Below are 21,659 nucleotides of genomic sequence, written 5' to 3' on the forward strand. Positions count from 1 at the left end.
CTCGTTTACCGGAGCACCAAAGGCTACTGCACCGTAGCGTATACCGTCGCCTCGTACTTCGTTCCCGCTGTGTTCACCGCGTAGATGTCGAAGCGGTGGTAGCCGGTCGACAGTGGCACGCCGGTGCTGAGGGTGGTGCTGGTGGTCTCGGTGAACTTCTTCGAGCCATCGACCCACACCTCCATCCGCGCCAGCGCTCCCGCGATCGTAGCTGAAGCGGTGACAGTCGCAGGCGAGTGCACCGTGGAGCCACTGGTTGGGGCGCAGACGTTGACACCCGGCGACGACGGAGCCGCGCACGCAACGCCGTTCACGGTCACGTTGGCCGTGCTCTTCCACAGACCGCCCCCGGTGTTCGCCGCATAGATGTCGATGACGTGCGATCCAGGAGCGAGCGCAAGCGACTGGTTAAGAGACGTGCTGGTGGTTTCCGTGTACTTCTTGACGCCATCGACCCAGATCTCCATGCGCGCGAGCGTGCCGGTAATCGTGGCCGTGGCCGTTACGTTCACAGGGGAGTTCACTGTTGAGTAGTTGGTCGGCGAACAGATGTGAACGCTCGGCGAAGATGGCGCAGAGCAGCCGCTTGTCGAACCTGCACCCACAGTCAGCGTGAATGACTTCTGCTGCAGCGTGTTATCCACGCCCGTGCCGTACAACGTGACAGCGTGAGTGCCCGCCGTGAGCGGGACGGACGCATCGAGGAAGGAGTAGTTTGAAAAGGCATGCGTGAGTTGTTCCGCGACCTTCTTCCCGTCGACCCAGACAGCGGCCGTGCGCATCGGGGTGGGACCCGCGGCGCCGATCGAGAACTTTACTGGTGAGTCAGCCGTTGCTGGCGGTGTGCAGATGCTGATCCCCTCTGCCATCCCGCTCAGCCCGCAACCTGGGAAGCTCCCGGTGCTGTCGTTGGTCAGCAGCACGAGCTGCGCAGCCGCCCCGTTCCCGTAGCCGTCATACGGGGCCGTGGTCGCCACGTAGAGCAGATCAGGCTTGGTGCCGACCGTGCTCCGCAACACCTGTAGTCCGGATGCGGTGTAAGGGGCTTGCGCGATGGTTTGCGCGGCACCGAAGGCACCCCCGCCCGTGCCGGGCTTCACCACCAGCGTCACGCCAGTGTCCCCTGTTGTGCAGGAGCCCTCCATGTAACTCAGATCGTTGAGCCCGTCCCCATTGAAGTCGGCGACCCCGACAGAGTACGGACATTGGTCAGTCGTCAGCGCACTATAGGTCAACGTACGGTTGGCATTGCCGGTGAAGATTGAGATCTTCGGAACCGATTGGCTGGTCCCGCTTGCGCCATAGATGAAGGCAGAACCAACCAGGTCACTATGTCCATCATTATTCAGGTCGGCAACCGCGAGCGAGTCTTCGTACCCATTCGGATCCGCAGCCACGACGGCACTGCCGATGTGCCCGGCCCCATCGCCATACCAGACCTGCACCCGGGTCGGTCCTTCAGCGGAGTAGGTCACCGCAATGTCAGGATTGCCGTCACCATCGAAATCGCCGAGCAGCGCTCCATCCTGGTTGCCGCTGGACGGAGGGTTGTACGTCGTGACCGTCTGTCCCTTGGTGAACGTGCCATCCCCATTGCTCTGCCAGATGGTAAGGGTCCCCGACTGTAGTTGCACAAGGTCGGTCTTGCTGTCGTGGTTCATGTCGGCCGCGACAATTGCAAGCTGGAACTCGACAGCGCTGCCGGCGATCACCTTTGGGGCCTGAAACGTGCCATCTCCGTTGCCGAGCGAGACAACAATGCTCTGCGGGGAGGAGTTTGGTGACGTGTATCCCGCCACATCCAGCTTGCCATCGTGATTAAAGTCACCGACCGCGACGATCCCCGAGACAGGCAGAGCGTAGGGGCCCTGGTAGGTCCCGTCCGCGTTGGACAGGTAGAGCATCCCCGACTGGGAAGGATAGGCCCTGACGATCAGATCTTGCCGGCCATCGTTGTTGAAGTCACCAGTAACTCGCGTCTCCAGGCTGCTCGTGGATTGCGGTTGAGTCTGTGACTGCAATACCTGGTGCGACTGGAACGCAAGTTGCGCCTGAGCCGTTGCACAGAACAGCCCGCAGCCCAGAATCGCTGCCGCTGTTCGTTGGAAGAGTTGAGATCCCTTGGTCGACATACACGCTCCACTACCTGGTGACACAATTGCGGCCGGAACCCTGTTCAGAACAGGATCCGTTCCGTCGGGGGAGACGGGATCTCGGAAGAGATCAGTTAGCTCCTTCGGCGTGGAAAGAGCTCCGGGACTGTAGGCAATCGATGCGTTCCCCGCGAAAGAGGTTTGCACGGTACCAAAATAGGAACGAGTATGCCCTGACTTGAGGCAAAACCTGCAACCACGGAAGCCGATGGGTTCCAGTATGGTGACAGTCGCGGTTTCGAGTTCAACCTGTCTTCAGAGGAGCGTAATCAGTCCAGTCCCACTTCGGCAGCCGGCACAGCACGCGCGGGAATGTCATGCAGCTTCTGCAGGTCCTGCTGGACGCGCTTCCATGCGCCGCGGTCCCGCTTTGTGGTGATCGGCGCATTTGGATCTGCGTAGTAATCCAGGATGTCCTGCTTCAGTCCGGGTGGCACCGGGTGCTTCTTCTCGTCGACAATCTCGTGCAGCAGCCGCGCATAGGTGCGGTCTGTCAGCCCATAGGCCCCGGGCCTCGTCCAATCGCCGGTGTCGAGATCACGATTCGGCAACTCCAGTGACATCCCCGGCAGGAGGCGCAGCGTGTCGAGCCGATGGCGATAGAGGAGCAGCGTCCGCTGCAGACTCAGGTAGTAGAGCTGCTCGGTGTCGGCGCGCGGTCCGCGGATCTTCACAACTTGAATGGGCCCGATGGGCGGCAACACGCGAATCAGCAGCCCCAGCAGCCGATCGCCAAAGCCGGGGGCGCGATACTCGCCAGCCCAAACCGGCAGATACGGCGCGCGACGAAGATATGGCGCAATGCGAAGGAAGGCCGGCGGATCCTGCTTCGGAAAATCCTTCGCATGGATAGACTCCTCCGCACGCGCGAAGATCGGGATGAACGAGCGGATGGATGTGCGGTAGCTGCGAATGGCCGCGCGCCCGGTCTTTCCCAGAACCTCCGGCACGGTCAGCCCATAGGTCTCATAAAACGCGCGCTCCAGCAGGTGACGCGGGACATACAGTCCGAGAAAGCGCTGGTAGGCCTCCGGGGCCAGACGACGGCGGGAGAGCTGCGCAATATCGAATGAGAACTCCGTCGCGACATACGGGTGTGGCGCATCCTCGAACGTCACGATGCGTCCGTACTTCCTGGCGAGTTTCGGATACTCGATCGCAGTCGCGGGATTGATCGCGTCACGGTGGCCGACCGAGTCGCCGATGTAGTGCGACAGCGCACCCAGGGCGAATGCGTACTCGTTCAAGTTGCGTGCATCGCGGAGCAGCGCCTCGACGAACTCCCCGCTGCGCACATAGTGCGTCAGATCGCTGAAGAACTCGTGACTGAAGGGGTAGTAGCCCGCGTCCTGGATCGCGCAGCCGCCGTACGCATAGGCGTGTGCCTCCTCAAGCTGCTCCCGAGTGGCGCGAGGATAACGGCTGAGCAGCAGGGGCTGGATGACCTCGTTCCAGCTCAGGTCGATGATCGCCTCGTGCGTCAGGACGGAGTACGCGTTGCCATTCTCCGGCGTGCTGCACAGCACGACCAGCAGCAGCAGGCCACCCATGCGCACCATCCATCGCCATGGCGGCCAATGCCCACGCCGCTCGCGCGATCTCAATGCGTTCTCCTCCGGCCGATGATGGGATGCAGTCGCCCACCCGTGTGCGACGTACAATGTCGGTTCATGCCGATTCAATTCTCGCAGCGACCGGGCCTGGTGATCTATCTCACGGTCGGTGATCCCGATGTTGCGACCACGCGCGCCATCGCGCTTGCCGCTATCGACGCCGGCGCGGATGTGCTGGAACTGGGCGTGCCCTTCAGCGATCCGCTGGCTGACGGGCCCGTGATCGAGCGCGCCAGTCACCGTGCAGTCGCCCGCGGCACCAGCATGGCGGACGTGCTGGCGCTGGCCCGGGAGCTACGCGCGGCGAGGCCGCAGGCGGGGCTGGTTCTCTTCTCGTATCTGAACCCCATCCTGCGCTATGGACGCGAGGCAGGCGGATCACAGGCGGCAGCGCTTGAGCGCTTCTGCAGGGATGCGCGTGCGGCGGGTGTGGATGGCGTGCTCGCCACGGACCTCACGGTCGAAGAGGCAGAGAGCGGCGCGTACCTGACCTCCATGCGCGCAGCCGGGCTGGCGCCCATCTTCCTCACCGCGCCCACCAGCACCGACGAGCGCCTGCGCCGCATCGCAGCGGTGAGTGACGGCTTTGTCTACGCGATCTCGAGGGTCGGCATCACGGGCACCCAGCACTCGCTCGCAGCAGACGCGCAACACCTGGTCGAGCGACTACGCCGCTACACCCAGCTTCCCATTGCGCTCGGTTTCGGCGTCTCGAATGCCGATCACGTGGCCGCTCTGGGTGAGTTTGCCGATGCGGCGGTCATCGGCAGCGCTGTTGTCGGGCTGATCGAGAAGACCGCTCCCGCAGAGGCGCCGGCAGCGGTTGCGCACTTTATCGCCGGCCTGCGCCCCACTCCCGCAGCCTCCGTTCGATAGTCGCGGGCACCACGTAGACTGACACTCACTCTCATCAGGTACGAGCACACGCATGGACATCAGCGACTGGCGCACCCGCATCGATCGGCTCGATCTCGAAATTGTTGAGCTGCTGAACCAGCGCGCCGAGGCAGCCCGTGCCATCGGCAAGCTGAAGGAAGCGACCGAAATGCCGGTCTATGAGCCCGCCCGCGAAGAGGTCATCTTCAACAACGTACGCTCGCACAACCGCGGGCCGCTGCCCGACAGTGAGCTGGTCTACATCTACCAGCGTTTGATCGCCGTGATGCGCTGCCTGCAGCGCAACGAGCTCGCCTCAAGGGAGCCGGGGCACCCCTGAAACAAGCCTGCTGACCTATCTACCTGCCAGGCGACAAGCACGCATCACAGCCAGAGTAGCTGCTGAGCTACCTGAGCCTGCATGTCACTGACAGATCTACTCATCGGCCGCCCGCTGGCCAATGTTGAAGAGCGGGAAGAACACATCGGACCCACAGCCGGCGTCCCGATCTTCGGCCTGGATGCGCTCTCCTCGGCCGCGTACGGTCCTGAAGCCGCGCTCACCCTGCTGATCCCGCTCGGCCTTGCTGGTGTGCACTACATCGTGCCCATCTCCGCCGCGATCCTGATTCTGCTGCTGATCGTCTTCTTCTCGTATCGGCAGACCATTGAGGCCTACCCCGGCGGCGGCGGTTCGTACACGGTTGCTTCGGAAAATCTGGGCACTTATCCCGGACTGCTCGCAGCCGCCGCCTGATGATCGATTACGTGCTCACGGCGGCCGTGGGTATCTCCGCCGGTGTCGGCGCACTCGTCTCCGTGAACCCCGGGCTGCTGCAGAAGCACACGCTCGGCATGTGCCTCGGCATCCTCGCGGTGCTCACGTTGATCAACATGCGTGGCATGCGTGAAAGCGGCGTCGCCTTCCTGATCCCCACGTACCTGTTCGTCGGCACTTTGCTCATCGTGCTCGGAGTCGGGCTGACCAGAGCCGCCATGAGCGGAGGTCATCCACACCCGGTGGTCGCCCCACCGCAGCTTCCACCGGCCGCGACGGCCATCTCACTGTGGCTGCTGCTGAAGGTCTTCTCCAGTGGCTGCACGGCGATGACCGGAGTCGAGGCCGTGTCGAACGGCGTGACCGCATTCAGCGATCCACGCGAGAAACAGGCCAAGCGCACGCTCACCATCATCGTCTTCTTGCTGGTCGTTCTCTTGGCCGGCATCGCACTGCTTTGCCGCGCGTACGGTATCGGCGCCGTCGACCCCGGATCGCCGCACTACCAGAGCGTGCTCTCTGAACTCACCGCGGCAGTGATGGGCCGCGGCATCTTCTACTACGTCACCATCGGCTCGATCCTGCTGGTGCTCTCGTTCTCAGCTAACACGGCCTTCGCCGGTTTCCCGCGCCTGGCACGCACGATCGCGCTGAATAAATACCTTCCCGGCATTCTCATCATCCGCGGACGTCGCCTGCTCTTCTCGCACGGCATCTACCTGCTGGCGCTGTTCACCGCGATCCTGCTGGTCTTGTTCCGTGGCGTCACCGACCGTCTGATTCCGCTGTTTGCCATCGGCGCATTCCTGGCCTTCACGTTGTCACAGGCCGGCATGGTGGTGCACTGGCGACGCAGCCGCGAGCGCGGCCGCGCGTGGCACATCTTCGTCAACGGGCTGGGTGCTGTCGCCACCGGGACTACGGTGGTCGTGGTGCTGATCACCAAGTTCGTCGAGGGCGCGTGGATCACTGCGGTCCTCATCCCGCTGCTGATCTTCCTCATGCTGCGCGTCCGTGCTCACTATGATCGCGTCGAAGCGGAGGTGACCTGTGAGCAGCCGCTCTCGCTTGCGCACATCCAGGAACCGATCGTCGTTCTCCCGATGGATCGCTGGAGTCGCATCGCTGAGAAGGGCATGCGCTTTGCCCTGATGCTCTCCTCCGAGATCGAAGCTGTGCACGTGCACACCGGAGACGACCAGGATGTGAAGGATCAGGACGACGAGCTGATACCCGTCTGGAAGACGATGGTCGCCACCCCGCTGCTCGCAGCAGGACGAAAGCTACCGCGGCTGGTCATCCTGCGCTCCCCATATCGCTTCATCGTGGCGCCGCTGGTGGACCACATTCTGAAGCTCGAAGCTGAAAACCCGGACCGGCAGATCGCCGTACTGGTGCCGGAACTAGTGGTCGCGAAGTGGTGGCAGAACTTCCTGCACAACCAGCGCGCCCAGGTGCTCAAGGTGTTGCTGCTGGTGAAGGGCAGTCAGCGCGTGCTGGTCGTGAATGTTCCCTGGTACCTGCACCAGCCAGCGCCCGAACCGGCGCACCACGCTGCTCCAGCTATGGCTGGGAGTGGCCTTCCGGGAGCGAAGGCAGACTGATCCGCTGTTGCTGCTCCGCGCCGCTGTCGAAGTGCTCTGTCAATGTGCCATTCAGAAAGTAGAAGCCCTTCTGTGTGCTCATCTGCGCGGTGCCCTGATCGATGGTGCCGGAGAAGCTCCACCAGGCTCCATGCACCTGGCGCGTCACAAAGGTAATGCCGGCAAGTGAGACCGCCGTACGCGTGAAGAAATAAGTCAGTGGCGTGCCGCCGTCCGATGGACCATCGCCGAGTCGCGTCACATAGCCCTGCAACCGCAGTTGGCCGCCATCGCCGCTCAGAATGAGCTCGATCGTCTCGTTGCCATCTGGATTCAGTGCGTAGGAGCCGGAGGCATCCGGCGAAAGATTGCTCCGCCCTGCCCGATAGACTCCCGACTCATCCGGGTCGGCGGTGTCGCTGGTGCGGCGCAACAACTGCGGCTCAGTCTGCCGCTGCTGTGCCGTTGCAGACGCGACCGTCAGAAGCAGGCTGAGGGCGATGCACGAGCTACGGATGATTGGTACGCGCATCGGATCACTGACCGGACAGGCTCTTCTTCCGCGGCGTTTCGAACTCATCTCCCGCCTGCCAGCCCTGCTCGCTGGTCGCGCTCGACGCCAGCCAGCCCAGGTCGAAACCGAACTGCGCCATCCGCGCATTGCCGCGGAAATCCATCTCCGGCCGGTACTCATCGCTCGGCTGGTGATAGCGCTCCGATGTGTAGTCCTTCATCTGGTTCTCGCCCCAGCTCTCATCGTGGCCGGCAAACAACGTGCCCTGCCCGACTGAGAACGCCGGAATACCGTAACGCGCGAGTGAGAAATGGTCGGACCGGTAGTAGTGGCCCGCCATCGGGAACTGGTCCGGCTGGATCGTGAGCTGAAATGCCTTGGCGACCCGCTCAACGGTCGGATAGAACGAGGTCCGCTCGGCACCTGAGACTTCGGCTGATGTGGGCAGCCCGACCGGCAGCAGCATGTCGTAGTTGAGGTCGAGCGTGACATCCTTCTGTGGCACCGGCGGATGCATCCCCAGGTAATCGGAACCGAGCAGCCCCTGCTCCTCCGCGGTGACGGAGGCGAAGTACACGCGATGCGGCGGCGGTGCTCCGCTCTTCGCCGCGGTCGTAAAGGCGCGCGCCATCTCGAGCAGAATTGCGCAGCCCGTCGCGTTGTCTGCCGCACCGTTGTAGATCTTGTCGCCCGTCGCGTTCTTGTCCATACCCAGGTGGTCGAAATGTGCCGTGTAGAGCACCGACTGATCGGGCGCTGCGGACTTGCCCGCCACCATGCCAATCACGTTCTCGGAGTCGAAGGTGCGCTTCTCGCTGACAATGTGCGCCTTCAGCCGCCAGTCAAGCTGACGCGAGATGTGCCTCTGCCCCGCCTCGGAGATCACTGTATCTATGTCATAGCCCTGCGACTGCGCTATCTTGTCGGCGATGTCCTTCTGAATCCAGCTCGCTGCCTCGAGCTTCGCGAGCGGGTCGCCAACGAGGTAGCTCTTCTCCCCCGACCACGACGTGCGCACCACCTGCCATGGATAGCTGGCGAGGTCCTCGCGATGAACGATGAGTGCGCCGATCGCACCCTGGCGCGCGGCCTCTTCGAACTTGTATGTCCAGCGTCCGTAGTAGGTCAGGGCTTTGCCCTTGAAGAACGAGTCGCGATCGGATGGCGGCTCGTTCACGATCACCATCACGACCTTGCCGCGCACGTCCACGCCCTTGTAGTCGTTCCAGTTGTACTCGGGCGCGTTGATGCCGTACCCGACGAACACAATGGGCGCATCGATATCTGCCACAGGAGCGCCGCTCTGGTTATTCGTCACAAAGTCGGCGCCATATTTCAACGTCAGCGGTTCGCCGCTCTTCGGCACCAGTTGGAACGTGCTCTTGTCCGCCGTGGTCTTGACCGAATAGAGCGGCACCTTCTGATACCAGGAGCCGTTGTCGCCGGCCGGCGACAACCCGTCCGCGGCGAACTGATCCGCGATGTACTTGGCGGCCATGTGGTCGCCTTCTGTGCCCGGGCCACGGCCCTCGAGCTTGTCATCCGCCAGGTACTTGACGGCCGCGCGAATGCGCTCCGGATCGATGCCCTGCGCCGCCTTCTGGGCCGCGGCAGGCACGCCGCTTACGTCAGGCAGAGGCGGCAACGCGGACGAGGCACTCTGCACCCCAGCTGCACCCGATACCACGCCTGCCAGCAACCCGGCGATGACCCAAAGCACTCCGCGTGACTTCATTATTGACTCTCACCCCACGTCAGCAAATCTGCAGCACACCGAGCCTATCACTTGGCGGCGGCCTCATTCTCGCCCCCCGAAGTGTCGGGTGCAGCCGCTTCTGTGATGCTGTTGTGCAACAGTCCCAGGCGCGCAAGAGCCTTGCGCGTGAGCCCGGTGAGCGCGAGTTTTGTGAGCTCTGGAATGGCGACCCACGCCGTCGTCTGTTCAGCAGCCGCGGCAGCCCCGTTGGCAGACAACGCTGTCGCATTGCGCGTAGGACGCATCCCGTAGCCCATGCGCGGCGTGTAGATGTCCACCGTGTGATTCGTCACCGTGATGGCGTGGCGCAGCGTGAAAGCAGCGCTCTCCTGCGGAAGCGGCGTGTAGAAGGGCAGCTCCCACATACCCGCCATGAGCGATGCTGAGGCCGACCGTTGCACCAGCAGTACCTCCTGCCGCGACCCGGCACGACGCAGCCAGACTGCCCGAGCACTGCGTTCGAGCTTCGCAGCCGGCCGCGCCGGCATGGGATGCTCGCCACGCGTCTGACAGCACGGCTGCCAAACGCAAGATAGGCAGAGCGGCCCACGCGGCAGGCACACCGTCGCGCCGAGTTCCATAATTGCCTGGTTGTAATCTCCCGGTTGCTCTGGATCGAGGAGACGGTCCGCCAGGTTGCGCACGCGACTGTCGAATCCGCGCTCATCGGCCGACCATCCGGCCACCCGCGCCAGCACACGCTGCACGTTGCCATCGACCACCGCCATCGCTTCCCCGAAGGCGATGCTCGCCACGGCGGCCGCTGTGTAGGTGCCCACGCCGGGCAATGAGAGTAGTTTCGCGCCCTTGTCGGGCACGACACCGCTGTGCTCGGTCACCACTACGCGCGCTGCCTGGTGCAGCATGCGGGCGCGCCGGTAGTAGCCGAGTCCGCTCCAGACGGCAAGCACCGCCGGCTCCTCGGCTGCAGCCAGCGCGCGCACATCCGGAAAGGCTTCGAGAAACCGCTGATAGTGATCGACTGCCGCAGCTACGCGTGTCTGCTGCAGCATCACTTCCGAGACCCAGATGCGATAGGGATCGCGTGTACGACGCCACGGCAGATCGCGTCGATGCGCACGGTACCAGGCGAGCAGCGCACTGCGCATCGGCTCCGGGTCTAGCGTGGCTGGGTCATTCGCAGGCATCGGTCGGTGGAGCTCCACCCTGAGCTGCCGACGGAGGACTCAGGTCCTGAACCGTCAGCAGATACCCGCGGTAGCTCTTGTCTTTAGAAGCTGTCCCGGTAGGCTGAGGCTGCTGCCAAACGGCAAGAGAGGCGAGGGTTTGGGTCTTCCCGACGCACGACTGGTGCGCTGGATCGGCAGTTTCAGTACGAAGCGACCGCTGCGCCTGGATCTGTAGCGTGGAAACGACGGTCATGTCGTTTACCGCCGGCGTCAGCGTCACGTTGCTGACATTTGCTGCGTGTACCTCAACACCCCTGAGCCAGGGCACAATCTGCGCCGTCGGAATCACTTGCCCGTTCACCCGCCACACGGCATTCGGCGCCAGCAGCGAGGTCACTTCCGCCCAGCGCCCGGCTGCAACATCGTTCCAGAAGATGCGCTGCACCTGCTCGGCGCTGGTGGTCATCGCGAGCGAAGGCTTCGACTGCGCCGAATAAACGGTGCAGCCGCTCAGCACGCAGCACCCGAGAGATCCAATCACCCTGATCTGTACCCGAAGCGCATGCAGACGAGCAGTGAGCATCATGGCCCATAGCCTAGCAGTAGCCGCTGCTCGCCGTGGTCGCCGGATCGCATAAGCCTCATGTCAATACGGATCGGAGTGACACACCATGCATCAAGGAACGTTCGCTTCACTCCATTAAATCAAGTGACTCGTCTCGAAGAGACAGCCTGCACGGGTGAACGCAGCGTGGGCGGAGGCCTGTGCCTCCGCCCGCGCTGCTTGCCCGTTCTTCGACGAAATTAGTACTTCGGGACCGAGGGATCCACCTTGTCCGACCACGCCGTGATGCCGCCAGCCAGGTTCTCTACTTTGAAGCCCTGCTGCTGCAAAAACTCGGCTGCCTTCTGGCTGCGGCCCCCCATTTTGCAGTGCACAACGATCTCCTTGTTGCGATCGAGCTCGCCGACGCGCTGCGGCAGATCGTTGAGGGGGATAAGTTGGCCACCGAGGTTCGCGATCTGGTATTCGTGAGGTTCGCGCACATCAAGCAAGGTGAAGTCCTCGCCTGCCGTGCGGCGACGCTTCAGTTCCTCGGGGCCGATCTGGGAGATGCCGTTTTGGACATTGGACACTGTGGTGGTCTCCTTGGATGGCGGCGCGATGCCGCAGAACTGGTCGTAGTCAATCAGCGCCGTGACGGTCGGGTGCGTGCCACAGACGGGGCACTCGGGATTCTTGCGCAGCTTCAGCTCGCGGAAGCGCATGCCGAGCGAATCGATCAGCAACAGCCTGCCGATCAGTGGTTCGCCAGCACCGAGGATGAGCTTGATCACCTCGGTCGCCTGGATAATGCCGACCAGGCCAGGCAGAATACCCAGCACGCCGCCTTCCGCGCACGATGGCACGAGCCCGGGTGGTGGCGGCTCCGGGTACAGGCAGCGATAGCACGGGCCGTCCTTGGTGGCGAATACGCTCGCCTGCCCCTCGAAGCGGAAGATCGAACCGTAGACATTCGGCTTGCCGCTGAGCACGCACGCGTCGTTCACGAGATAGCGCGTCTGGAAGTTATCCGTACCGTCCGCGATGATGTCGTAGTCCGCAAAGATCTCGAGCGCATTGGCCGAGGTGAGCATCGTCTCGTGCTTCACGACCTTCACGTTGGGATTGATCGCCTGCAGTTTGTCTGCCGCGGAGTCGAGCTTCTTGCGACCGACATCGGGCGTGCTGTGGATGACCTGCCGGTGCAGATTGCTCGCATCCACCACGTCGAAGTCGACCAGGCCAAGCGTGCCGACGCCGGCCGCGGAGAGATAGAGCGCCATGGGCGCGCCCAGGCCGCCCGTGCCCACCAGCAGCACCTTGGCCGCCTTCAGCCGCTGCTGCCCTTCCATCCCCACCTCGGGCAGGATGAGGTGGCGCGAGTAGCGCGCGATCTCTTCATGCGTCAGCGCCGGCAGTGCAGTGGTCTTGTCTTCTGTCAGGGTTGGCATCGATTGCCTCCTCTGCGATCTCGCAGTGTGATCAACGGCCGCCAGCGATCGACGGAATGATCGAGAGTGAATCTCCATCCGTGACCGGCGTCTGATCTTTCTGCTCGAGATAGCGAATGTCTTCGTCGTTGAGGTAGAGGTTCACGAACGAGCGCAACTTGCCCTCGTCCGTAAACAGGTGCTTGCGCAGGTCGGGGTAGCGAGTCGTGAGCGCATGGAGCGCATCGCCCACCGTTGAGCCCGTCACTTCCACTGTGTCCTGCTTGCCCGTGTACGCCCGCAGGGGCGTGGGGATGAAGATCTTCATCGTCAGCACATTTCCTTTGATCTGAATTCCAGGGGAATTTCTGTTCGGGGGAAGGAAGCTATGTCTCGCGACCAGCTAACATCGGGCGGCGGCGCCACTCACCACTACCTGCTGATCTTCGAAGCGCTTGTCCTCTTCGGTGACGCCGGCCAGCAGAAAGCTATTCGTCACCTTCGACGCTCCCTTTTCAACGCTCGTGATCACGTAGGAGCAGCCGATCCAGTGCGCCTCTTCGAAGTCCGTTTTTGACCACTGCGCCGGATGATCCGGGTGCGAGTGGTAGAAGCCGACGATGTCCAGCCCGGCAGCGCGTCCCTCGCGCTGAATGCGAACCAGCTCCTGCGGCGCAATGTGATAGCGATTGTGCGCGGAGTCCGTGCGCGTATTGCCGGCCTCAACAGCCTGCTCGACGACATTGCCCGTATCGTCGCTGCGGCCAAGCAGCACGCCACAGCACTCATGCGGGTAGGCACGCTCGCCATGCGTGCGGATCGCGTCGTACACCGCGCCCGGCATGGTTAGGATGGCGGCCGCCATCACTCGCTCGCTATCACTCATACGGCGTCACTCATTCCAGAACCGCTCGCTCAGATACTTATCCGCGCCGTCGCAAAGGATCGTCACAATCACCGCCTCGCGCCCATGTGCGTGTTCCTCTTCCGCCACGCGGAGCGCCGCCGCGACGTTGCCCGCGGAGGACACCCCGACCAGCATGCCCTCGGTGCGGCCCAGCCGCTTGGCCATAGCATAGGCGGCCTCGGTTTCGAGATCGATGTTGCTGTCCGCCAGGGTGGGATCATAGATCCGCGGCACGATGGCGGTCGCCATGTGCTTCAGCCCTTCCAGCCCATTGAATGGCGAGTCCGGCTGCATGCTGATGGCGCGAAGCGATGGATTCAACTCGCGCAGACGGCGTGTTGTGCCGACGAAGGTGCCACTGGTGCCCAGACCTGCGACGAAGTGTGTGATCCGGCCCTTGGTCTGCTGCCAGATCTCGTTCGCGGTCCCCGGATTGCCTGCCGTGCCGCAGTAGTGCGCGCGCCAGTTCTCGTCGTTGCCGTACTGGTCGGCGTAATAGTACGTCGCCATCTGCGTTGCCAGCTCGCGCGCCTTGCGGATCGCCCCGTCCGAGCCATCCGCGGGATCGGTCCAGATTACTTCGGCGCCGTAAGCGTGGAGGATGCGTTTCCGCTCGATCGATACGTTCGAGGGCATGCACAGCGTGACAGGGAAGCCCCAGGCCGCACCCAGCATGGCGTAGGCGATGCCGGTGTTGCCGCTGGTCGCGTCCAGCAGCCGGCGCCCCGCAGGGTCATCCCGACGCAGCAGTCCGCGATCGAGCGCCGCACCAACGATGCCCGAGGCCGCGCGATCCTTCACTGACCCGCCCGGGTTCGCCCACTCCGCCTTGCCCAGCAGGGTGATGCCGGGCATCGCCGCGGTCAGGCGGTCCAGCCGCACCAGCGGCGTATTGCCGATGCGCCCGGCAAGGGTCGTGCCCAGGCGATACGTCTCCTTCGAAGTGCCCCGCTCTGTCTGTGCCACTGTGGCCAACGTGCTTTCTCTCCCGTGCGGTATGCGACACTGGCAGCAGGCCCGCGCCGCTCGCTACGCGTCTCTCTAGTGTATGCGGTCGGTCCGCAGGGCACGAGCCCGGCCCGTGGGCAGCCCAGCGAGGAAAGTTCCGCCGTCTATGCGCACCAAGGTGATCGTCCGCAGCTTCGAGGAAGTGATCCAGATCCTCCGCAACACTCAGTTTGATGTTCGTGAGATGCCCGCGGTCGCAGGCGGATCGGCCGGCCAGTTCGCAGTCAGCAAGTACGGCGCGGCAGCCATCCTGACCCGCAACCCGGAGTACGGCCCCAAGACCCGCGAGTCACAGCACCCGGTCCGCTGGGCGGAGTCGCCCGGCCTGTTGCTGCGCGGCACAATCGCCAAGCTGGTCGATCACGGGAACCAAAAGCTCTTCGAAACACCGACTGCGCGGGTCGCCGCGACCGCAGACGCACTGAAGGCCATTCACCGCTTCGGCGAAGAGCTGCGTGAGGCGATCGGCGAGCCCAGCCTGTACAACCAGTCGCTCGGCACTGTCAGCAACCTGTATGTCTACGACCGCGTTAAGGGACGGCCCGGATCGTCGGACCCGACAGAGCCTGCCAGTCACTAGACAGCGCTATCTCGAGCGCTGCCACTCCCGGTAGAGCTCACTCTTCCCCAGGCCACGCTCGCGCGCAGCGCGTTTCAGTGCTTCTTTCTCGCTCAGCCCCTCGTCCGTAATCAAGCGGCGGATGAGGACGGCGACCGGCTCTTCGGCATCGCCCAAAGCCGTCGCTGGACGCGCTTCCACCACCACGACCATCTCGCCACGGATGCGCTCCCGCTGCTCGAGAGCACCGCGGACATCCGTCACGCTGCCACGGAGAAACTCCTCGTGCAGCTTCGTCAGTTCGCGGCCAAGCGCCACGCGTGTCCCGACGCCCAGGACGGCGGCCACATCTTCGAGCATTTCCAGAATGCGATGCGGTGCCTCATAAAAGACAAGCGTCAGCGGCTCGCCGCCGGCGTTCACCATCGCGCGCAGCCGCTCCAATTCTGTCCGCCGCGGGCCACCCTTGGCCGGCAGAAATCCGCAGAACAGGAATCGCGCTGTATCGAGTCCGGAGCCGACTAGCGCGGTCAGCGCGGCGTTTGCGCCCGGGATGGGGATGACGTCCAGGCCCGCCGCAATCACGGCAGACGCAACCCGCGTGCCCGGGTCGGAGATGCCGGGCAGCCCCGCGTCCGTCACCAGTGCCAGCCGCTCACCCGCCTGGATGCGGCGCACGGCGTCTTCGGCGCAGTGATGCTCCTTGTGCTCATCGCAGCTTTGCGTGGGGACCGCGATGCCGAAGTGGGTGAGCAGGTGCGCCGTCTCACGCGTGTCCTCGCACAGCACGCGGTCGACGGTGCGCAGCACGCGCAGCGCGCGGAGTGTGATGTCTTCCAGATTGCCGATCGGCGTACCCACCAGGTAGAGCCCGGGGGCAAGTGGCGCGTCGGCCACGCTACTCCGCCTGCGCGACGCGCTTGCGCTGCTCGGCGAACAGCGACATGGAGTGCATCAGGTTTTGCAGCGTGACAATGCCGACCACGCGCTCACCGTCGGTGACCGGCACCAGCGACATGCCACGACCGCTGAAGCGGCTGATGGTGGTCCCGAGGGTGTCGTCCGGCCGCGCGACGTGGAAGCTCTTCTGCATCACGCCCTGGACGTAGCCGTTGCCCTCCGCGCGCAGCGCCTCTGCCATCACCTGCCGGCTGATCACGCCGACAACGTTGCGTCCCCGGACCACGGGGAAGTCGTCCTGCAGCGAGTGGACGGCCTTGCTGAGCGCATCGTCGAGCGTGTCGGAAGGCGAGAGCAACGCAAAGTCCGTCAGCATGATGTCGCGCATATAGACCGTATCCACGACCGATTGGAAGAGCGCGCCCTGGTCTTCGAGCTGCGAACCGATGAAGATGAAAAAGCCGGCCGTCGCGAGCCATGGATTCTGCAGGTAAATGCCGAGCAGGAACGCGAGGAACGCGATCATCTGGCCGAGGCCGGCCGCTGCCCGGGCCGCCTGCACGCGGCCGTGCGCGCGCGAGAACAGGCTGCGCAGCACGCGCCCCGCATCGAGCGGGTACGCCGGCACGAAGTGCAGAACCCCAAGCGAAATATTCAGCCACACGAAGGAGCGCACCAAGTGCTGCGGCGTGATCAGCGGATGCGCCAGGAACGCAAATCCGGGCACCTCGCCCGCGATCGTCAGCACACAGAGCAGCGCCAGCGACAGACTGGTCAGGGGACCGACCACCGCCAGGCGCAGTTGCGTGCGCAACTCGTTGGCTCGATCCAAACTTTGTGCATTGCTGAACGAGAAGAGTCCGCCAATGGGCAGCAGCAGCACGCTGCGAATCTGTAGCCCGTGATAGGTCGCCGCAACGGCGCGCCCCAGCTCGCGAAAGAGCACGGCCGCCAGCACCAGCAGCCACAGCAGAAAGCCTTCCCACTGGGAGAGCTGCAGTATGCGCGCGTAGCCCATGCAGACACCGAGCAGCAGGATGAAGAATGTATGGACCCGCAGATCCACACCCCACCAGCGGCCCAGCGCTATCGACCAACCCCGCATGCTGACGATGACCCTCGCTGAATTTCGGGGCGCCTTCCGCGGAGCCGCCGTTCTTTCCGAATTGTAGTGGACCGGCCTTTCCGGTCGCTCTTTCCTCTGTCGCGACCGATCTGTAGCTTGGGTCTGGTATGCGCGTCATCGCCGGAACCTATCGCAGCCGCCCCCTGATCGCTCCGCGCGGCCACAGCACCCGGCCGACCAGCGATCGTCTGCGCGAGAGCCTCTTCAACGTGCTCGCCGCAGTAACAGAAGGGGCGCACTTTGCGGATCTCTACGCCGGAACTGGCGCAGTCGGCATCGAGGCGATCAGCCGTGGCGCCGCATCGGTCACATTTGTGGAGAGTGCTTCCGACGCGCTCGCCGCGCTGCGGGCCAACCTGCAGACGCTCGGCATCCGCAGCGGCTACACGCTCGAACAGCGGAGCGTACCTGTGGTGCTGCGCACGCCCGCTCGACGAAACCCGGCATTCACCCTGGTCTACCTCGACCCACCGTGGGAAGACAGCGCTGCCTACCAGCAATGCCTTTCTCTGCTGGGCGACCCCGATGGCGAACTGCTGGCCGCCGGTGCACTCGTCATCGCGGAGCATGCAAAGCGCACCAGCGCGCCACCGCGCGAGGAGTATGGCGCATTGCAGCGTTATCGCGTGCTCGAGCAGGGCGATGCCGCACTCAGCTTCTACCGGCAGAAGCAGCCGGTCTAAACGAACGAGGGACCACCGCGATGCTTGCCTGTCCGCAGGTTGAGCGTGAACGGCACCTCGCGATCGCTGCGCAGGTCCCATCCCCAGCCTTCGAGTTGATCACCCTGCAGGTCGCCGAGCCGCACGCCCTCCCAGGAGAGCCGGTCCGTCTGCCACGTACGCCCCTGCGGTCCCCACGCTTCGAGCGAGTGGAAGCTCGAGAACAACAGCAGACCCACATCGGCCAGCGGCCGCACCTCCGTGACCGGGCGATAGGCGATCTGCTCAAAGCGCTCTGGCGCTGCCGTGTCGATCATGTACGCATAGCCCCCGGCCACGGCGCAGAGCACCGCGGGATCAGGACACGTCCAGACGCCGGTCGGCACAGACTGGCTGGCGAAGCCGAGCGCGCACGTCGCGAGGAACGGCTCAGCCGCCGCGGGACGCACCATCACTTCGAGTGCGCCTCGCTCCACCTCCTCGACGATTGCCGGATAGGTGAGGTGGCGCCGCGGCAGAATGGGTGGCCGGGCGCGCAGGATCTCCGCACTCCATGCTGCAGGAAAGCTCTGGTTCACCGTAGGCATGCCGTCTCTGTGCGAATCTATCAGTGCTCGTAAACGCACGTCTGTCAGGAGAACCCCAGAAGATGCCCGCGCTCGCCCAATCGCTCTACACCGCGGAAGTGACCGCCACGAATGGCCGCAATGGCCACGTGCGCAGCTCCGACGGCAATGTCGATCTCGCCCTATCGGCGCCGCCCGTGCTCGGCGGCAGCGGCAAGCCCGGCGCCAATCCGGAGCAACTCTTCGCCGCAGGCTACGCGGCCTGCTTCATCGGGGCGATGCAGTACCAGGCCGCCCAGCAGAAGCTCCACCCAGGCGACATCCGCATCGATAGCAAGGTCTCGCTCGGTCCAGGCCAGGGCATTGAAGGCTTCATCGTCGCCGTCCAGATGGATGTGCACGTCGCCGATCTCGATCAGGCCGCGGCAGAGAAGCTGGTGACCGACGCACACCGCACCTGTCCATACTCCAACGCGACGCGCGGCAACATCGATGTCACCTTGACCACTCACGGCGGTCGTTAAGCCGGACCGCTCACTTTGAGCCGCCCGGATTTCGCTGCCAATCCGGGCGGCTTGCGGGTTAGAGTGGGCGCAGATGACCCGTCCTCCGTTACCCAGCGCTCCAGTACTCTGCGCACTTGCCTGCCTGCTGTCGTCCTTCGCTGCTGCTGGTCAAACGCAATCGTCCTCGGAGGACCAGGCAGCCGTCGCGGCGCTGATGCCCTCGCTCCTCGACACCTACAAGGACTTCCACCGCCATCCTGAGCTCTCTCACAAGGAGCAGCAGACCTCGGCGAAGCTCGCGGCCGATCTGCGCAAGCTCGGTTACGAAGTCACGGAGCACGTGGGCCGCTACAAGGACGGCTCCCAGGCCTACGGCATCGTTGCCATTCTGAAGAACGGCGCCGGCAAGCAGCTCCTGGTCCGCAGCGACATGGACGCGCTGCCTGTCGAGGAGAAGACTGGCCTCGACTTCGCCAGCCATGCACGCTCCACGAATGCAGAAGGCGCAGACGTCGGTGTGATGCATGCCTGCGGGCACGACGTGCATATGACCGTACTTCTCGGCTTCGCAACGCGCATGGCAGCGGAGAAGAGCCATTGGCACGGCACCCTGATGTTGATCGGTCAGCCGTCGGAAGAGACCATCGACGGCGCACGCGCGATGCTCGACGATCACCTCTACGAGCGCTTCGGTAAGCCGGACTTTGTGCTGGCCGAACACGACTCGGCCGAGTACCCGGCCGGTAGCATCGCGCTGAAGCCCGGACCACTGCTCGCGAGCTCCAGCAGTATCGACGTGGTGATGCGCGGCAAGGGCAGCCACGGCGCGGCCCCGCAGCTCAGCATCGATCCGGTCGTGATGGCAGCCGAGTTCATCCTCCAGATGCAGACCATCGTGAGCCGGCAGATCAATCCGCAGCAGCCGGCCGTGATCACGGTTGGGCAGATCCACGGCGGCACCAAACGCAACATCATTCCCGACGAAGTGCGGATGGGGCTCACCATGCGTGCCTACGACGAGCCCACGCGACTGAAGATGATCGAAGCCGTGCGTCGCACCGCGAACGGCGTGGCGACGGGCTACGGCGTTGCGCCTGACCGGATGCCGCTGGTCGAAGTCAGCCAGAGCGAGATCACGCCGGCGACGCTGAACGATTCCGCCTTCGAAGCACAGCTGGAGTCCGCGGCAAAGCAGGCGCTGGGGACGGACCACGTGCTCGAGGCACACGCGATCATGGGCTCGGAGGACTTCGGGCAGTTCCGCATGGCGAACACGATTCCCGGCGCAATGTTCTGGGTCGGCGCATCCGATCCGGCGAAGCTGGCAGCATCGGAGAAGTCCGGAGTCGCACTCCCCGGGGCGCACTCTGCGCTCTTCGCTCCGGTGGCGGAGCCGACCATCAGCACCGGCGTCACCGCGATGACGGCCATGGCTCTCGACCTGCTTCGCCAGTCCTGAGGCAAACCGGGGCGGGAACCGCTCTCGCCGCGGTTGCGTATTGCTGAGCGGGAGCAAGGCTCGATGCGTGTTCGGCTAACCTGATCGCGCTGCGCTGAACAACGCCGAATGTGGAGAGATGGTCTAGAGCGAACGATGACCAGCAAGACCGCCACAAAACTGCTGTATGTCGCGCTTGGCCTGTTCATCGCCTGGAGCCTGACGTTCTACGTGCTCCAGTCCACTTCCTTGGTGCAGCGAGTCCTGCATAACGATGAACACATCCGCATGCCGTTCACCGTGGATGACGATCTCCTCACGCTTCAGAACCTGAGACCCGAGGCTCGCAGCGCTGGCCTGGTAGAAGGCGACAAGCTGGTGGAGTTGCGCGGTCAGCCGTATCGCAATCGCCGCCAGCTTGTCGCCATCCAGGGCGGCGGCGCAGCCCACCTGCACCCCGGCGACCCGCTGGACCTGACGGTGCGCCACCGTAACGGTGCGCTCGCTCGCCTTCTCGTGCACACAACAGCAGCCGAGCGCCTGGCCACTCAAGTCGCCGTTGTAGCCATCGTCAGCTCCACGGTATTTCCACTCGCCTGCCTGCTGATCGGCTACTGGGTGGCGGCAGCGCGCATCCGTGACCCCAATGCCTGGTTGTTGCTGCTGCTGTTTGCTGTGCCGTCCGGCATCAGCACGTCGCCGTTCTGGTGGAGCGGCCCGCTGTTCTACTGGCAGCTTGGCTGGTACAGCCTGCTGCAGTTTCTCGCCGCGCCCGCCCTGATGGTCTTCGGCATTTACTTTCCGGAGCGCTGGCGCCTCGATCAGCGGGCGCCCTGGGCCAAGTGGCTGGTCCTGATTCCGCTCGCGAGCGGTTGCGTGCTAATCGGCACGCTGATCTGGATGGAATATGAACGGGCGGTGCAATTCGGTCAAACGGTGGCGGCGCTCAGCCACTGGCTGGACCTGATCCTCCGGCCGCTCAGCCTGGTCTGCGTGGCGGCGTACATCGTCGCGCTGCTCGACAAGCTTCGCTCCGCCACGACTGCGGACGCGCGTCGCCGGTTGCAGGTGCTTACCGCGGGCTCGCTCGTCGGCATCGGTGCGCTGCTCGTGATCTTCGTCCTGCTGCCCAGTCTGGGTGTACAGCCGGAGAAGCACCTTTGGCTCACCTCGGTCGGCTTCGTCCTCTTCTTCGCTGCGCCGTTCTCGTTTGCCTACGTCGTTCTGGTGCAGCGTGCGCTGGACGTGCGCATCCTGCTGCGCATGGGGACGAAGTACGCCTTGGCCCGCGCGACTCTCGTGATCGTAGAAATTGCGCTGATCGCCTTCATCTTCTTTCGCCTGCTGCTGCCCCTGTTTCTGCATCGCCAGAACCTGCCGCTCGCTATTGGCGCAACGATCCTGGCCGGCGCTGGGTGCCTCCGGCTGTTCGCGGCTCACGATTCCATCAGCTATCGGGTCCAGCGCTCGCTGGACCGGCGCTTTTTTTCGCGAGGCTTACGACGCGGAGCTGGTGCTAAGCGAACTCTCCGAGCAGGCACGCCGCTTTACCGAAGCCGGACCACTGGTCGATCTCGTCAGCCGGCGCATCGCCGAAGTGCTGCACATTG

At 64.1% G+C, this 21,659-nt stretch carries 22 protein-coding genes; 9 read left to right on the plus strand and 13 right to left on the minus strand.

Translation table 11 applies throughout. The annotated features are described in order from the left end of the window. Positions 1-23: 23 nt before the first annotated feature. Together AC5IJH_RS00870 and AC5IJH_RS00875 are read right to left on the minus strand one after the other, a co-directional pair. On the minus strand, positions 24-2,132 hold the full coding sequence (locus AC5IJH_RS00870) for an FG-GAP-like repeat-containing protein (RefSeq protein ID WP_491900888.1): 2,109 nt from the start codon (positions 2,130-2,132) through the stop codon (positions 24-26). Positions 2,133-2,422: 290 nt separating this feature from the next. Next, complete coding sequence (locus tag AC5IJH_RS00875; protein WP_491900889.1) at positions 2,423-3,757, minus strand: zinc dependent phospholipase C family protein; 1,335 nt, start codon at positions 3,755-3,757, stop codon at positions 2,423-2,425. A 66-nt stretch (positions 3,758-3,823) separates the two neighbouring features. Here AC5IJH_RS00875 and trpA point away from each other — a divergent pair, with 66 nt between their 5' ends. From trpA to AC5IJH_RS00895, 4 genes are all read left to right on the plus strand, one after another. Next, complete coding sequence (gene trpA, locus AC5IJH_RS00880; RefSeq protein ID WP_491900890.1) at positions 3,824-4,642, plus strand: tryptophan synthase subunit alpha; 819 nt, start codon at positions 3,824-3,826, stop codon at positions 4,640-4,642. 52 nt (positions 4,643-4,694) lie between these two features. After that, complete coding sequence (locus AC5IJH_RS00885; RefSeq protein WP_491900891.1) at positions 4,695-4,982, plus strand: chorismate mutase; 288 nt, start codon at positions 4,695-4,697, stop codon at positions 4,980-4,982. An 81-nt stretch (positions 4,983-5,063) separates the two neighbouring features. Continuing rightward, positions 5,064-5,399 (plus strand): hypothetical protein, encoded by a 336-nt coding sequence (locus AC5IJH_RS00890; RefSeq protein WP_491900892.1) that lies wholly within the window; start codon positions 5,064-5,066, stop codon positions 5,397-5,399. Further along, positions 5,399-7,024: an APC family permease gene (locus tag AC5IJH_RS00895; RefSeq protein WP_491900893.1), complete on the plus strand. Its 1,626-nt coding sequence runs from the start codon at positions 5,399-5,401 to the stop codon at positions 7,022-7,024. The genes AC5IJH_RS00890 and AC5IJH_RS00895 overlap by 1 nt, the downstream gene beginning before the upstream one ends. On the opposite strand, the gene AC5IJH_RS00900 is transcribed toward AC5IJH_RS00895, so the two are convergent. From AC5IJH_RS00900 to AC5IJH_RS00935, 8 genes are all read right to left on the minus strand, one after another. Further along, complete coding sequence (locus tag AC5IJH_RS00900) at positions 6,984-7,535, minus strand: hypothetical protein (RefSeq protein ID WP_491900894.1); 552 nt, start codon at positions 7,533-7,535, stop codon at positions 6,984-6,986. The two genes, AC5IJH_RS00895 and AC5IJH_RS00900, sit on opposite strands and share 41 nt — an antisense overlap. 4 nt (positions 7,536-7,539) lie before the next feature. Beyond that, entirely contained in the window at positions 7,540-9,252 is a 1,713-nt protein-coding gene (locus AC5IJH_RS00905; protein WP_491900895.1) for a M28 family peptidase, read from the minus strand. Positions 9,253-9,299: 47 nt separating this feature from the next. Further along, positions 9,300-10,421, minus strand: coding sequence for an A/G-specific adenine glycosylase (locus tag AC5IJH_RS00910; protein WP_491900896.1), 1,122 nt, complete (start codon positions 10,419-10,421; stop codon positions 9,300-9,302). Then, complete coding sequence (locus tag AC5IJH_RS00915; protein ID WP_491900897.1) at positions 10,408-10,869, minus strand: hypothetical protein; 462 nt, start codon at positions 10,867-10,869, stop codon at positions 10,408-10,410. The genes AC5IJH_RS00910 and AC5IJH_RS00915 overlap by 14 nt, the downstream gene beginning before the upstream one ends. A gap of 338 nt (positions 10,870-11,207) precedes the next feature. Continuing rightward, positions 11,208-12,398, minus strand: coding sequence for a molybdopterin-synthase adenylyltransferase MoeB (gene moeB / locus AC5IJH_RS00920; RefSeq protein ID WP_491900898.1), 1,191 nt, complete (start codon positions 12,396-12,398; stop codon positions 11,208-11,210). A gap of 31 nt (positions 12,399-12,429) precedes the next feature. Next, the gene (locus AC5IJH_RS00925; protein ID WP_491900899.1) at positions 12,430-12,705 is read right to left on the minus strand and encodes a ubiquitin-like small modifier protein 1; all 276 of its coding nucleotides are present in this window, start codon (positions 12,703-12,705) and stop codon (positions 12,430-12,432) included. Between the two features lie 75 nt (positions 12,706-12,780). Next, positions 12,781-13,263, minus strand: coding sequence for a M67 family metallopeptidase (locus AC5IJH_RS00930; RefSeq protein WP_491900900.1), 483 nt, complete (start codon positions 13,261-13,263; stop codon positions 12,781-12,783). A 6-nt stretch (positions 13,264-13,269) separates the two neighbouring features. After that, the gene (locus AC5IJH_RS00935) at positions 13,270-14,259 is read right to left on the minus strand and encodes a PLP-dependent cysteine synthase family protein (RefSeq protein ID WP_491900901.1); all 990 of its coding nucleotides are present in this window, start codon (positions 14,257-14,259) and stop codon (positions 13,270-13,272) included. A gap of 139 nt (positions 14,260-14,398) precedes the next feature. On the opposite strand from AC5IJH_RS00935, the gene AC5IJH_RS00940 reads away from it, so the two are divergent. Next, entirely contained in the window at positions 14,399-14,872 is a 474-nt protein-coding gene (locus tag AC5IJH_RS00940; RefSeq protein ID WP_491900902.1) for a hypothetical protein, read from the plus strand. 6 nt (positions 14,873-14,878) lie between these two features. Here AC5IJH_RS00940 and rsmI read toward each other — a convergent pair whose 3' ends face one another. Together rsmI and AC5IJH_RS00950 are read right to left on the minus strand one after the other, a co-directional pair. Then, positions 14,879-15,748, minus strand: coding sequence for a 16S rRNA (cytidine(1402)-2'-O)-methyltransferase (gene rsmI / locus AC5IJH_RS00945; RefSeq protein WP_491900903.1), 870 nt, complete (start codon positions 15,746-15,748; stop codon positions 14,879-14,881). A gap of 1 nt (position 15,749) precedes the next feature. Further along, positions 15,750-16,856, minus strand: coding sequence for a CBS domain-containing protein (locus tag AC5IJH_RS00950; RefSeq protein WP_491900904.1), 1,107 nt, complete (start codon positions 16,854-16,856; stop codon positions 15,750-15,752). Between the two features lie 128 nt (positions 16,857-16,984). Here AC5IJH_RS00950 and rsmD point away from each other — a divergent pair, with 128 nt between their 5' ends. Next, positions 16,985-17,560: a 16S rRNA (guanine(966)-N(2))-methyltransferase RsmD gene (gene rsmD / locus AC5IJH_RS00955; protein ID WP_491900905.1), complete on the plus strand. Its 576-nt coding sequence runs from the start codon at positions 16,985-16,987 to the stop codon at positions 17,558-17,560. On the opposite strand, the gene AC5IJH_RS00960 is transcribed toward rsmD, so the two are convergent. Beyond that, a complete protein-coding gene (locus AC5IJH_RS00960) occupies positions 17,557-18,126 on the minus strand; it encodes a hypothetical protein (RefSeq protein ID WP_491900906.1) in 570 nt (189 codons plus the stop codon). The genes rsmD and AC5IJH_RS00960 overlap by 4 nt on opposite strands. 62 nt (positions 18,127-18,188) lie before the next feature. On the opposite strand from AC5IJH_RS00960, the gene AC5IJH_RS00965 reads away from it, so the two are divergent. From AC5IJH_RS00965 to AC5IJH_RS00975, 3 genes are all read left to right on the plus strand, one after another. After that, positions 18,189-18,629, plus strand: a complete 441-nt coding sequence (locus AC5IJH_RS00965; RefSeq protein WP_491900907.1) for an organic hydroperoxide resistance protein — start codon at positions 18,189-18,191, stop codon at positions 18,627-18,629. Positions 18,630-18,702: 73 nt separating this feature from the next. Beyond that, positions 18,703-20,070: an amidohydrolase gene (locus AC5IJH_RS00970; protein ID WP_491900908.1), complete on the plus strand. Its 1,368-nt coding sequence runs from the start codon at positions 18,703-18,705 to the stop codon at positions 20,068-20,070. A gap of 135 nt (positions 20,071-20,205) precedes the next feature. Further along, the coding region (locus tag AC5IJH_RS00975) for a hypothetical protein (protein WP_491900909.1) at positions 20,206-21,659 on the plus strand (1,454 nt) is incomplete at its 3' end.

Origin of the sequence: Candidatus Dedyshia acidiphila (assembly GCF_051025295.1) — a bacterium.
GTDB lineage: Bacteria > Acidobacteriota > Terriglobia > Terriglobales > Acidobacteriaceae > KBS-83.